14 protein-coding genes are annotated in these 13038 nt (G+C 57.8%); 8 read left to right on the top strand and 6 right to left on the bottom strand.

Going from position 1 to position 13038, the window contains the following annotated elements:
• Window positions 1-104 precede the first annotated feature (104 nt).
• Complete coding sequence (gene tyrS / locus HU806_RS22125; RefSeq protein ID WP_186614377.1) at window positions 105-1304, bottom strand: tyrosine--tRNA ligase; 1200 nt, start codon at window positions 1302-1304, stop codon at window positions 105-107.
• A gap of 212 nt (window positions 1305-1516) precedes the next feature.
• Between tyrS and mepM the strand changes: the two genes are divergently transcribed.
• Window positions 1517-2935 (top strand): peptidoglycan DD-metalloendopeptidase MepM, encoded by a 1419-nt coding sequence (gene mepM, locus HU806_RS22120; RefSeq protein WP_186614375.1) that lies wholly within the window; start codon window positions 1517-1519, stop codon window positions 2933-2935.
• Between the two features lie 3 nt (window positions 2936-2938).
• Entirely contained in the window at window positions 2939-4030 is a 1092-nt protein-coding gene (locus HU806_RS22115; protein WP_186614373.1) for an anhydro-N-acetylmuramic acid kinase, read from the top strand.
• Between the two features lie 67 nt (window positions 4031-4097).
• Here the strand turns inward: HU806_RS22115 and erpA are convergent, their stop codons facing one another.
• Complete coding sequence (gene erpA, locus HU806_RS22110; RefSeq protein ID WP_003177727.1) at window positions 4098-4448, bottom strand: iron-sulfur cluster insertion protein ErpA; 351 nt, start codon at window positions 4446-4448, stop codon at window positions 4098-4100.
• A 150-nt stretch (window positions 4449-4598) separates the two neighbouring features.
• Window positions 4599-5633, bottom strand: a complete 1035-nt coding sequence (gene argC / locus HU806_RS22105) for an N-acetyl-gamma-glutamyl-phosphate reductase (RefSeq protein WP_186614371.1) — start codon at window positions 5631-5633, stop codon at window positions 4599-4601.
• A 133-nt stretch (window positions 5634-5766) separates the two neighbouring features.
• On the opposite strand from argC, the gene hemJ reads away from it, so the two are divergent.
• From hemJ to coq7, 5 genes are all read left to right on the top strand, one after another.
• On the top strand, window positions 5767-6198 hold the full coding sequence (hemJ, locus tag HU806_RS22100; protein ID WP_186614369.1) for a protoporphyrinogen oxidase HemJ: 432 nt from the start codon (window positions 5767-5769) through the stop codon (window positions 6196-6198).
• 33 nt (window positions 6199-6231) lie between these two features.
• Entirely contained in the window at window positions 6232-7200 is a 969-nt protein-coding gene (locus HU806_RS22095; RefSeq protein WP_186614368.1) for an NAD(P)H-dependent flavin oxidoreductase, read from the top strand.
• Between the two features lie 43 nt (window positions 7201-7243).
• The gene (locus tag HU806_RS22090) at window positions 7244-8206 is read left to right on the top strand and encodes a DUF805 domain-containing protein (RefSeq protein ID WP_186614366.1); all 963 of its coding nucleotides are present in this window, start codon (window positions 7244-7246) and stop codon (window positions 8204-8206) included.
• Between the two features lie 62 nt (window positions 8207-8268).
• Window positions 8269-9057, top strand: coding sequence for an SDR family NAD(P)-dependent oxidoreductase (locus HU806_RS22085; RefSeq protein WP_186614364.1), 789 nt, complete (start codon window positions 8269-8271; stop codon window positions 9055-9057).
• A 215-nt stretch (window positions 9058-9272) separates the two neighbouring features.
• Complete coding sequence (gene coq7 / locus HU806_RS22080; RefSeq protein WP_186614362.1) at window positions 9273-9920, top strand: 2-polyprenyl-3-methyl-6-methoxy-1,4-benzoquinone monooxygenase; 648 nt, start codon at window positions 9273-9275, stop codon at window positions 9918-9920.
• A gap of 95 nt (window positions 9921-10015) precedes the next feature.
• Here coq7 and speD read toward each other — a convergent pair whose 3' ends face one another.
• Window positions 10016-10810, bottom strand: a complete 795-nt coding sequence (gene speD, locus HU806_RS22075; RefSeq protein WP_039590886.1) for an adenosylmethionine decarboxylase — start codon at window positions 10808-10810, stop codon at window positions 10016-10018.
• A gap of 237 nt (window positions 10811-11047) precedes the next feature.
• Window positions 11048-11470, bottom strand: a complete 423-nt coding sequence (locus HU806_RS22070; RefSeq protein WP_186614360.1) for an OsmC family protein — start codon at window positions 11468-11470, stop codon at window positions 11048-11050.
• Window positions 11471-11702: 232 nt separating this feature from the next.
• Between HU806_RS22070 and crp the strand changes: the two genes are divergently transcribed.
• Window positions 11703-12347 carry a cAMP-activated global transcriptional regulator CRP gene (crp, locus tag HU806_RS22065; protein WP_186614358.1) on the top strand — a complete coding sequence of 215 codons (645 nt, stop codon included), beginning with the start codon at window positions 11703-11705 and terminating at the stop codon, window positions 12345-12347.
• Here the strand turns inward: crp and HU806_RS22060 are convergent.
• Window positions 12344-13036: a lipoate--protein ligase family protein gene (locus tag HU806_RS22060; protein WP_186614356.1), complete on the bottom strand. Its 693-nt coding sequence runs from the start codon at window positions 13034-13036 to the stop codon at window positions 12344-12346. The two genes, crp and HU806_RS22060, sit on opposite strands and share 4 nt — an antisense overlap.
• Window positions 13037-13038: the final 2 nt, after the last annotated feature.

The raw sequence follows: 13038 nt of genomic DNA, 5'->3' as shown, positions 1-13038 counted from the left end.
CCTACTTAACTCATTGAAACTCAAGGAGTTTTCCGTTTCGACTGCGCCGGAAGTGGGGCGAATTATAGACACCCAGGATTTGCCGTCAACCGTTATTTTTAGCTTTATTCGGATTTAAGCGTAATGCGCGCGAAAGCCTTCTTACCGGCTTGGCATACATGAGTAGCACCTAGCTCATATATATAGGTGCGATCCACAACCTCACCATCTATACGCACACCGCCCGAACCCAGGAGATCTCGCGCCACCGCCGCATTCTTGACCAAGCCCGCCTTGTTAAGGACCGCCGCAATCGGCATGGCTTCGGCAGCAGTCAGCTCAATCTCAGGCAGATCATCCGGCAGCTCGCCATCCTTCATACGATTACCCGCCGCGCGATGCGCATTGGCCGCTGCCTCCTCGCCATGAAAACGCGCAACGATCTCTTCGGCCAGTTTGATCTTGATATCCCGCGGATTAGCCCCCGCATCTACATCGGCTTGGAACGCGCCAATCTCTTCCATGGACCGGAAGCTCAACAGCTCGAAGTAACGCCACATCAGCGCATCAGGAATAGAAACCAGCTTGCTGTACATGACACCCGGCGCTTCCTGGATACCTACGTAATTACCCAAGGACTTGGACATCTTCTTCACGCCGTCCAGGCCTTCCAACAATGGCATGGTCAGGATGCACTGTGCCTCCTGACCATAACCGCGCTGCAACTCACGCCCCATCAACAGGTTGAATTTCTGATCGGTACCGCCAAGCTCAACATCCGCGCGCAATGCAACCGAGTCATAGCCCTGTACAAGCGGGTAGAGGAACTCATGAATGGCAATTGGCTGATTGGATTTATAGCGCTTGTCGAAATCGTCGCGCTCGAGCATACGAGCCACGGTGTATTGGGACGTCAGGCGAATGAAATCCGCCGGCCCCATCTGATCCATCCAGGTGGAGTTGAAAGCCACTTCGGTCTTTGCCGGATCAAGGATCTTGAAAACCTGGGTCTTGTAGGTCTCGGCATTATCGAGAACCTGCTCACGGGTCAGCGGTGGGCGTGTAGCACTCTTCCCGCTTGGATCACCGATCATTCCGGTGAAGTCACCTATAAGGAAGATGACTTGGTGCCCCAGCTCCTGGAACTGGCGCAGCTTATTAATAAGCACGGTATGACCCAGGTGCAGATCGGGTGCCGTCGGATCGAAACCAGCCTTGATGCGCAGCGGCTGCCCGCGCTTGAGCTTTTCGATCAGCTCGGACTCGACCAACAGTTCTTCCGCACCACGTTTGATCAGCGCTAGCTGCTCTTCAACCGACTTCATAACAGACCCGTAAGGCTCAGATTCAAAGGGCACCAACCATACAAGATCGCGCACCAAATACAAGGTTTGCCCGGCGCGCGGACGCCAATCCACAGAACAGAGCGTCCGCGGGCTTGCTTCGCAGGGGTTTTGGTTATATTTTATACAGTTATTTCATCTTCATCATGTCATTCATCTTTTCCAATTCACTTTTTCAAAAGCCAAAATTACTTATGACCACAGAACCGTCTAAAGCGCCGCCGCTTTACCCAAAGACCCATCTGCTTGCCGCAAGTGGCATCGCAGCCCTCCTTAGCCTGGCGCTCCTGGTGTTTCCCTCCAGCGATGTTGAAGCCAAAAAGACGACTCTGAGTCTTGAACTGGAAAGCCCTGCTGAACAACTGACACAAGAACAAGACGCCGCCGAAACCGTTCAAGCCACAAACGAACCGGCCGCATCTCCTTTTGCACAGATTGAAAACAGCCCGGAAGACGCTGCAGCGACCGCCGCCCAGGTAGAAGCCCCTGTTGCGGAAGAAAACAAGAGCCCCGACCATCGCGAAGTGATTGTCGCCAAGGGCGACACACTTTCCACCCTCTTCGAAAAAGTTGGCCTGCCCTCGACGTCGGTCCATGAAGTCCTGGCCAGCGACAAACAAGCCAAGCAATTCACTCAACTGCAGCGCGGCCAGAAACTCGAATTCGAACTCAATCCAGACGGACAGCTGACCAACCTGCACACCAAGCTGAGCGATCTGGAAAGCATCACCCTGACCAAAAGCGACAAGGGTTATGTATTCAATCGCATCACCGCCAAGCCCACCGTTCGCTCAGCCTACGTCCACGGTGTCATCAATAGTTCGTTGTCCCAGTCGGCTGCGCGCGCAGGCCTTTCCCACAGCCTGACCATGGACATGGCCAGCGTTTTCGGCTACGACATCGACTTCGCCCAGGACATTCGCCAGGGCGACGAATTCGACGTCATCTACGAGCAGAAAGTGGTCAATGGCAAGAGCGTCGGCAACGGCCCGATTCTCTCCGCGCGCTTCACCAACCGCGGTAAGACGTACACAGCGGTGCGCTACACCAACAAGCAAGGCAACAGCAGCTACTACACCGCCGATGGCAACAGCATGCGCAAGGCATTCATCCGTACACCGGTTGATTTCGCCCGCATCAGCTCGAAGTTTTCCGCCGGTCGCAAGCATCCAATCCTGAACAAGATTCGCGCCCACAAAGGTGTCGACTACGCCGCCCCGCGTGGTACGCCAATCAAGGCAGCCGGCGACGGCAAGGTATTGCTGGCAGGACGTCGCGGTGGTTATGGCAACACCGTGATCATCCAGCATGGCAATACCTACCGCACGCTGTACGGCCACATGCAGGGCTTCGCCAAAGGCGTGAAGACCGGCGGTAGCGTCAAGCAAGGCCAGGTGATCGGTTACATAGGCACCACCGGACTGTCCACCGGCCCGCATTTGCACTATGAATTCCAGGTTAACGGTGTGCACGTCGATCCGCTGGGCCAGAAGTTGCCGATGGCCGATCCAATCGCCAAGGGCGAGCGCGCACGCTTCCTGGCTCAAAGCCAACCGTTGATGGCTCGCATGGATCAAGAGAAAGCCACCATGCTGGCTTCGAGCAAGCGCTAAGCCATGGCGCTCTATATCGGTGTGATGTCCGGGACCAGCCTGGATGGCCTGGATATCGCACTGATCGAACTGGCCCCGGTGATCAGATTGGTCGCCACGCACTACATCCCGATGCCCACCGTTCTGCGCGCCGAACTGCTCGGATTGTGCAGCAGCGGGCCCGATGAGATCGCCCGTTCCGCCATTACCCAGCAAAGCTGGGTAAAGCTGGCCGCACAGGGCATCCATACCCTGCTCAACGAACAGAAACTCAAGCCTGAAGACGTCACGGCGATTGGCAGCCATGGCCAGACCATCCGCCACGAACCGGCCCGCGGATTTACCGTGCAAATCGGCAATCCGGCACTGTTGAGCGAATTGACCGGCATCGCCGTGGTCAGCGACTTCCGCAGCCGCGATGTCGCCGCTGGCGGACAAGGCGCCCCACTGGTCCCTGCGTTTCACGAAGCACTGTTCGAAGAACAAGCCGGTAATCGCGCCGTACTCAATGTCGGTGGCTTCAGCAACCTCAGCCTGATAGAGCCCGCAAAACCGGTGTCCGGTTTCGACTGCGGCCCGGGCAACGTGTTGCTCGATGCCTGGATCCATCAGCAACGAGGCGAACATTTTGATCGCGACGGCCGCTGGGCTGCCAGCGGGAAAGTCGAGCCCGTTCTGCTCAAGGCTCTGCTTAGTGATCCTTTCTTCGTCACCAAGGGCCCGAAAAGCACCGGCCGCGAAGTATTCAACCTGCCGTGGCTGAGCCAGCATTTATCGCAGTTGCCAGCTTTCGCCCAGGAAGACGTACAGGCGACGCTGCTCGAATTGACGGCTTTGACCATCGTCGATTCGCTGCAACATGCCCAGCCCAATACTCAGGAACTGCTGGTCTGCGGCGGCGGAGCGCACAACCGGGCGCTGATGAAGCGCCTGGCTGAGCTGCTGCCGGATACCAAAGTCAGCAGTACGGCGGTGTACGGCGTAGACCCGGACTGGGTTGAAGCCATGGCTTTTGCCTGGCTCGCCCATTGCTGCCTTAAAGGCATCCCAGGCAATCGCCCAAGTGTCACCGGCGCCCGCGGTTTGCGTGTACTCGGCGCCATCTATCCAGCCTGAAATCAATAACGCCAGACAAAAAAACGCCGCAGGGCCGTAAGGCACTGCGGCGTTTTTATTGAAGCCCTCAGATCGAAAACGAAGAACCGCACCCACAAGTGGTGGTGGCGTTAGGGTTCTTGATCACGAAACGCGACCCTTCCAGACCTTCCTGATAATCCACCTCGGCACCTGCCAGGTACTGGAAGCTCATCGGATCGACCACCAGGCTGACGCCTTCGCGCTCGACGATGGTGTCGTCTTCGGCCACTTCTTCATCAAAAGTGAAGCCGTACTGGAAACCGGAACAACCGCCGCCCGTGACAAATACGCGCAGCTTCAAACGATCATTACCCTCTTCATCGACCAGGCTCTTCACCTTGTGCGCAGCACCGTGGGTGAATTGCAAAGCCGTGGGGGTGAAGGTTTCGACGCTCATGCTGAATATCTCCCGGCGTTTACGCCGCCATAATGCGTGATGGCGGGCATTATCCGCTTCTCCTACAAAATCGGTCAACTATTTACCAAAGCAGCGGCACGCTACAAGCACCAGACTTGTAGCTTCAAGACTTCACGCTTGCTGTCGCTGTTACGGCAACATTCCCGCATGGGACAGGCCCAGACGCTCATCCAAGCCGAACAGGATATTGAGATTCTGTACCGCTTGGCCGGATGCGCCTTTGACCAGATTATCAATGACCGAAAGCACCACCACCAGATCGCCGTCCTGCGGGCGATGCACAGCTATCCGGCACACGTTTGCACCGCGTACGCTGCGGGTTTCCGGATGGCTGCCGGCCGGCATTACGTCGACAAACGGTTCGTTGGCGTAACGCTTTTCAAACAGCGCCTGAAGGTCGACGGAGCGATCGACAACGGTTGCATAGAGAGTGGAATGGATACCGCGGATCATTGGTGTGAGATGCGGTACGAAAGTCAGGCCGACGTCCTCTCCCGCTGCACGACGCAACCCTTGGCGAATTTCCGGCAAGTGACGATGACCCTTGACGGCGTAGGCCTTCATGCTTTCCGACGTCTCCGAATACAGAGAACCGACGCTGGCGCCACGGCCGGCGCCACTGACACCGGATTTGCAGTCGGCAATCAACCGCGATGTATCGGCGAGGCCAGCCTCAAGCAACGGCAAGAACCCCAGCTGTGTAGCGGTCGGATAGCAACCCGGTACAGCAATCAATCGTGCTTGCCTGATTTTTTCGCGATTGACTTCCGGCAAGCCGTAGACCGCCTCATCGAGCAGTTCCGGCGCACCGTGAGGCTGGCCGTACCACTTGGCCCACTCGTCCGCGTCCTGCAGGCGGAAATCCGCCGACAGATCGATGACTTTCGTCCCGGCGGCCAACAGTTCACCCGCCAGAGCGTGCGCAACGCCGTGTGGCGTAGCGAAAAACACCACATCGCAGGCGCCCAAGGTCTTGATGTCCGGAACGCTGAACGCCAGGCCGTCGTAATGCCCTCGCAGGTTCGGGTACATATCGGCAACGGCCAGGCCGGCCTCGGATCGAGAGGTAATGACGACCACCTCAGCCTGCGGATGCTGCGCCAGCAGACGCAGCAGTTCGACACCGGTGTAACCCGTGCCGCCGACGATACCGACCTTGACCATAAACCTGCCCTCAACGAACCACTGGAAAGCCGTCGATGATAGGGGGCACGCGCTGCGGCGACAACCGCCAAGGTGACGTGTGGCCGCTCCAACCTCTACTATCGGGGCTACCGTGAACCTGGGAATAATCAAAATGCTCTATCTATGGCTCAAAGCACTTCACATCGTCAGCATGGTCTGCTGGTTCGCTGGCCTGTTCTACCTGCCTCGCCTGTTCGTCTATCACGCCCAAAGTGAGGACAGCGTCAGCAAGGAACGCTTCTGCGTCATGGAGCGCAAGCTGTATCGCGGCATCATGGGCCCGGCAATGATCGCTACCCTGGTATTCGGTATCGCGTTGCTCAGCCTCAATGCCAGCGCTTACTTTACTCAAGGGGGCTGGATGCACGCGAAGCTGACCCTTGTGGTGCTGTTGATCGGCTACCACCATATGTGCGGCGCTCAGGTGAAGCGCTTCGCCCGTGGCGAAAACACCCGCAGCCATGTCTTTTATCGCTGGTTCAACGAAGTGCCGGTGCTGATATTGCTGGCTATCGTAATCCTGGTCGTGGTCCGGCCGTTCTGATTCCAATCCCATCATTCATCCGGGGTACTTCCAATGTCGCTGCCCGCTCTGCTTGAACAACGCCTTCGGCTGCCCGTCGTGGCGGCACCGATGTTCCTCATTTCCAATCCACAGTTGGTGCTGGCCTGCTGCCGCAACGGCGTCGTAGGGAGCTTTCCGGCGCTGAATCAACGCGAAACCAGTGGCTTCAAGGCGTGGGTGGAAGAAATAGAAGCGGGCCTGGCGACGATGGAAAAACCGGCGCCCTACGCGGTCAACCTGATTGTCCACAACAGCAATCCGCGGCTTCAGGCTGACCTGGCGATCTGCATCGAGCACAAGGTGCCAATCGTCATTACCAGCCTGGGCGCAGTGAAGGAACTGGTTGACGCGGTTCATGGCTATGGCGGCCTGGTGTTCCACGACGTGACCACCCGCCGCCATGCTGAAAAAGCCGCCGAGGCCGGTGTCGATGGCTTGATCGCCGTCGCAGCCGGTGCGGGTGGACATGCCGGGACCTGGAGCCCGTTCGCACTGATTGCCGAGATCCGCCAGTTCTTCGATAAAACCCTGCTACTTGCAGGATCCCTGAACCATGGCCATCAGATCCTCGCGGCACAGTTACTCGGTGCCGACCTGGCCTACTTTGGAACGCGCTTTATCGGTACGAGCGAAAGTCATGCGTCCGACGCTTATAAAGAGATGTTGCTCACATCCAGAGCCGCGGACATCGTGCATACTTCCGCCGTCTCCGGAGTACCGGCGAGTTTTATGCGCCAAAGCCTGGAAAATGCCGGCTTCGACCTGATCGCACTCCAAGGCAAGGGCGTCGCCGAGTCCGGCTCGAAACTCAAACCGCTGCACGATGAAGCCAAGGCCTGGAAGACCGTATGGTCCGCGGGACAGGGTGTAGGCGACATTGATGATTTGCCAAGCGTCGATCAATTGATCGCGCGTTTGGATAAGGAATACCGCCAGGCGCAAGCCCGGGCGGCACAACTTGGCGGCCAATGGCCCCGCTGAACCCAATAATACGAACTCAACTTGAAAGACAGGGATGCCCGGCATGAGTGAAAACCGTTTCAACATCGTCTTCGACGGGGCCTTGCTGCCAGGCGTCGATACTACTACCGCCAAGCTCAACCTCGCCGAGTTGTTCAAAAGCGACGTCAGCGCCATCGAGCGGTTGTTCAGTGGTCGCAAGGTGTCGCTAAAAAACAACCTGTCCCAAGGTGAAGCACAGCAGTATCTGGAAGCGCTTCACAAGAGCGGGATCGATGCGCGAATCGAAGCCGAACCGTCCCTCCAACTGAGCCTCGGCGAGGTGCAGGAGTCGACACATCAACCCGGCGCACGCCATTCGGATTCGATCGTCGATCCAGTTTCTCCTTATGCTCCTCCCCGCGCGCCAGTCGGCGAAACACTTGCCGAATACAGCACACTCAAACCCTTCAGCTTCGATGGCCGCATCGGGCGCCTGCGTTACCTGGCCTGGACCATGGTGCTGACGCTCGCGGTACTGCCGCTGGTCGGCCTGGGCTTCTGGTTCGCCACGACCTGGCTATTGGCTTCCGACTCGGTGACTGGACTGGTTGTCGGCGGCCTGCTCGGCGCAGTCGTCCTGATTGCCTTTGCCTTCGTCAGCATCCAGTTCAACGTCCAGCGCCTGCATGACCTCGGCTGGTCGGGGTGGTTGTGGCTGATCAACCTCGTCCCATTCGTAGGCAGCATCTTCCCGTTCATCCTCATCATCGCTCCGGGCAATACCGGTGCGAACCAGTACGGGCCGCCACCGCCGCGCAACACCACGGCGGTGAAGCTGTTGGCGTCGCTTTGGCTGGTGATGATCGTGCTGATTTTCCTGGCGACGTTTGCGGGCATCTTTGGTGCTCTCCAAGAGGACTATGGCAGCGGTGCCTCAAGTAGCTATGAAAGCAGCGAGTCCAGCGGCGAAACCACTGAAGACCCCGCCGCCGAGGCAGCCGAGTCCGCTACGCCTTCTGTAGACTATGAAGAAGAGGAACAATAAGCGCGCTTGGTGCCGGTGACAGCCCTGTCCACCAGCGGCGGGCTGTTGCAATGGAGAACTGCATGACCCGTTACGCCCTCATAACTGGCGCCTCCAGTGGCATCGGCCTGGCCATGGCTGAGGCACTGGCCCGGCGCGGTCGCAACCTGATATTGGTGGCTCGGCAGCGTGACCGGTTGGAAAGTATTGCCATGGAACTGACGCAGCGATTTGGCGTGGAAGTGCTGTTCCGGGCTTGTGATCTGGGCGAACCACTGAGGCTTTCCGGTTTTCTGCTGGAGCTGGAAGAAGGCGAGCGCCAGATCGACCTGCTGGTAAACTGCGCCGGCATCGGTACCTGCGGCCCCTTCCTTGCCCAGGACTGGATGACCGAACAGGACCTGATCGAAATCAACATCCTCGCCCTGACACGCCTGTGTCATGCGGTAGGCAACAGCATGGCGTTGCATGGGGGCGGTCAGATTCTAAATGTCGCGTCGATTGCCGCGTTCCAGCCAGGCCCTTGGATGAGCACCTATCACGCAAGCAAGGCCTATGTGCTGCACTTTTCCGAAGCTCTGCGGGTCGAACTGAAGAAATGCGCGATCAAGGTATCAGTGCTCTGCCCAGGCCCGACCCGGACCGGCTTTTTCGCCAAGGCGCAAATGGATGAAAACAAACTCAACGCGACTGGACAGTTGATGAGCCCGGAAGAAGTTGCGCTGTATGCCGTACGCGCACTGGACCGGAACCGCGCGATCATCATTCCCGGGCGTCGCAATCGCTGGCTGGCCACGCTGCCGCGGCTTGGGTCGCGATGGTTGGTGCGAACCATCACTGGCATGATCAACAAGGCCTACTGCCCGCGTTGAACATCGTTCTGTTTGAAGAGCCACGCTCGCCCTGTGCGCTGTGAACTTCAGTGAACTTCAGTGAACTTGGTGGACGGACCGTCTATCACATTTCATATGCATGTACTGGGACAGTGCCAGGTGAATTGGCACCGGATCGATACCGCTGACCCAACGCAAATCTTCAACGGCCGATTGGGTTAAACTGGCCACCGTGATTTTCCCCGGAGGTAAGCATGACTACCCAACGTCACTACTCGCCCATTGACCGCCTGCTCCTGCAAGCCGATACCGCGATGCGAACACTGCTGCCTTTCAGCGGCCAGCCGTATCGCCCGTCACCGGCGATCGTGCAACCAGACGTCAAGATGAGCGATGAAGAGACTCGCCATGTCGCAGGATTGATGCGCATCAACCATACCGGTGAAGTCTGCGCCCAGGCGCTCTATCAAGGCCAGGCATTGACAGCAAAACTGCCTCAGGTCCGCGAGGCAATGGAACACGCCGCCGAGGAAGAGATCGATCATCTGGTCTGGTGCGAGCAACGCATCCACCAGTTGGGCAGCCACACCAGCGTGCTGAACCCGCTGTTCTACGGTATGTCATTCGGCATTGGTGCAGTTGCCGGGCTGATCAGTGACAAGGTCAGCCTGGGCTTTGTTGCCGCGACCGAACATCAAGTATGCAAGCATTTGAATGAACATCTGCAGCAGTTGCCGGCCGAGGATGAAAAATCCAGAGCAATTCTCGAACAGATGCGCAAGGACGAAGAGCACCACGCCGAAAGCGCACTTGAAGCAGGTGGTTTTCGGTTTCCGGCCCCGGTCAAATTCGGCATGAGCCTGCTGGCTAAAGTCATGACGAAGAGTACTTACCGGATCTGACAGCAAAATCGGCATCAGGCCCATAGGGCCAGAGATTTCCAAAACAAAAAAGGCGACTACCCCGCTGGGCAGTCGCCTTTTTTGTAGCCGAAACCTTAGCGCGGCATGTTGCGCGCGTAGAAGATTTCCAGCATTTCGTGCTTCACACGCTCTTCTACTTGGCCACGCTGCTCGATAGAGAGATTGCTGGTGGCATCGCCGAACAGGTAGTTATCCAGTTCGAAGTCTTTGAGGAGCATTTTGGTGTGGAACAGGTTTTCCTGGTACACGTTCACGTCGGTCATCTGATAAGCGTCGCGAGTGTCTTCGGAGAGATAGTTCTGGATCGAATTGATCTCGTGATCAATGAAGTGCTTGTGGCCTTCCACGTCCCGCGTGAACCCGCGCACGCGGTAATCCACGGTCACGATGTCGGAATCGAACTGGTGAATGAGGAAGTTGAGCGCCTTGAGCGGTGAAATGACGCCACAGGTCGACACATCGATGTCCACGCGGAACGTCGCGATACCGTCTACCGGATGGATTTCCGGATAGGTGTGTACCGTGATGTGGCTCTTGTCGAGGTGGGCCAGGATAATTTCAGGCAACGGACCCGGGGACTCTTCGATCTGGCTGTCGGTCGGTGTCACCGGCTCTTCCGAGATCAGAATGGTCACGCTGGCGCCCTGGGGTTCATAGTCCTGACTGGCGATGTTCAGGATGTTGGCACCAATGATATCGACAACTTCAGTGAGGATCTGCGTGAGGCGCTTGGCGTTGTACTCTTTATTGATGTACTCGACGTAGGCCTGCTGGTCCTGCGGGGTTTCCGCATAGCAGATGTCATAGATGTTGAAGCTCAAGGTCTTTGTCAGGTTATTGAACCCATGGAGCTTGAGTTTGCTTTTCACCGTTTAAAAACTCTCTGTGTATTGCGGCCCGGCCGCGTGATCAAGCATGCCCGTCAGATGCGAAGACGCACCTGCGTAGGACGGTTAACACCTCTTCGCGATGGCGATTTTGGTTGTCTGTCCAGGCGAGTGATCGGCCGCAAGCCGATCACTGCCCTGAAAAAAGTGGCGCATTATGCAGACGTCGGCTTCTGATCGCCAGAGCTTGCACCGCTTTTGTGATGGTTGGATGTCGATTCAACCCAATTCGATGATTTCATAATCGTGGGTGATTTCAACACCGGCGGCACCGAGCATGATCGAGGCCGAACAGTACTTCTCCGCCGACAACTCGATTGCGCGCTTGACCTGGGTTTCCTTCAGGCTTCGGCCCTTCACCACGAAATGCATGTGGATCTTGGTAAACACCTTCGGATCCTCGGTGGCCCGCTCGGCTTCCAGGAAGGCTTCGCAACTCTCAACGGCTTGGCGCGACTTCTTCAGGATGCTGACCACATCGAAGTTGCTGCAACCACCTACGCCCAGCAGCAACATTTCCATCGGCCGGACACCCAGGTTCCGACCTCCGGACTCAGGCGGGCCATCCATGACGACCACATGACCGCTGCCTGACTCACCGAGGAACATGGCTTCGCCAGCCCATTGGATGCGTGCCTTCATCGCCAAGACTCCACTGTTAAAAAAGGGGGCGCCAGCTTAGCACAGCGCCCAGCGATGGCGGCCCCTGAGTAAGGACGCCTGGAGCCGTTGCGCGTACGTAAATTGTCGAATTAATTAGTAACGCCTCTGTTAAGCTGGCACCCAGCCGCTGGCGTATGGCCAGCTTTTAGCGATAGCCATTCGCCCCCATAAAAACCAAACCACCACACCGCGCAGTTTTCGGGATACAACCATGGTTGCCATTACTCCCACGTCCAAGATCAAGAACCTCGACAAACTCCTGATGCATTGCCAGCGTCGCCGCTACCCCGCCAAGCACAACATCATTTGTGCCGGTGATCGTTCAGACACGCTGTTTTTCATCATCAAGGGCTCGGTCACTATCCTGATCGAGGACGATGACGGTCGGGAGATGATCATCGCCTACCTGAACTCGGGGGATTTCTTCGGTGAGCTGGGTTTGTTTGAACAGGCGGGCAAGGAACAGGAACGCAGCGCCTGGGTGCGGGCAAAAGTCGAATGTGAAGTCGCTGAGATCAGTTACGGCAAATTCCGAGAGCTGTCCCAGCAGGATCCGGACATTCTTTACGTACTCAGCGGACAAATCGCACAGCGGCTGCGCAATACCACCCGCAAAGTGGGTGACCTCGCCTTCTTTGACGTAACAGGTCGCGTTGCCCGCTGCCTGCTGGATCTGTGCAAGCAGCCAGACGCCATGACCCACCCGGACGGCATGCAGATCAAAGTGACCCGCCAGGAAATCGGCCGGATCGTGGGTTGTTCCCGGGAGATGGTCGGCCGTGTGCTCAAGGATTTGGAAGAGCGCAATCTGGTCAACGTCAAGGGCAAGACCATGGTGGTATTCGGCACCCGCTAGAGGCTATCCAGCAATTCCCGGTACAAGGTCTCAAGTCGCTCCAGGGCGTGAGGCGCGGGGAATTTTTCATGAAGGGCAATGTGGCTTTCGGCACGCACGCGCTGCTCCAGGCCACAAGCCTCATTGAAACGATTGACCGCCGCGACCATGGATTCGCGCTCGTCGTCCAGCAGCAGCGCGCCGTGCACAAGCCCTACCGGGCGCTGGCCGCCCTTGCTCTGCCGCCAGCGCTGCGCTGTCCCGACCATTTTTCGGCCGTCGAGATTGACGTTGAAGCGCCCGTCACAGAACGCGCCCTCCACTTCACCCAGCGAAGCCACCCCGCCCAGTTCATCGAGCAACTGGCAGATCGGATCACACAGCCGGCGGTAAGCGGTTTCGATTCGACCGTGATCGCCCTCGCTTCGCGGCGGTGCGTAGACCAGCGCGATATTGACGGTAGCGGCTGACTGGGGCACCGGCTCGCCCCCGGTCTCGCGCAACAGCACCGGCCAGCCATTGGCGGCGGATACCTCGCAGGCAAGTTGGAACCCCGGCAAGCGACTCAAGCGACGCGGCATGACCAGCGCACGGTCGCGGGGTTGCCAGAACAGCAAGCCCGACTCAGCATCGCCAGCGCACACGCTGGCCAGCAAGTCCTGCTCGGCTTGCAGGCCGTTTTCGACGGTGAAGGATATGGCTGGAGGCATGA

The organism is Pseudomonas sp. SWRI154 (assembly GCF_014268645.1).
GTDB classification, from domain to species: Bacteria; Pseudomonadota; Gammaproteobacteria; order Pseudomonadales; family Pseudomonadaceae; genus Aquipseudomonas; species Aquipseudomonas marvdashtae.
This window is presented reverse-complemented; position numbering and strand designations above follow the sequence as displayed.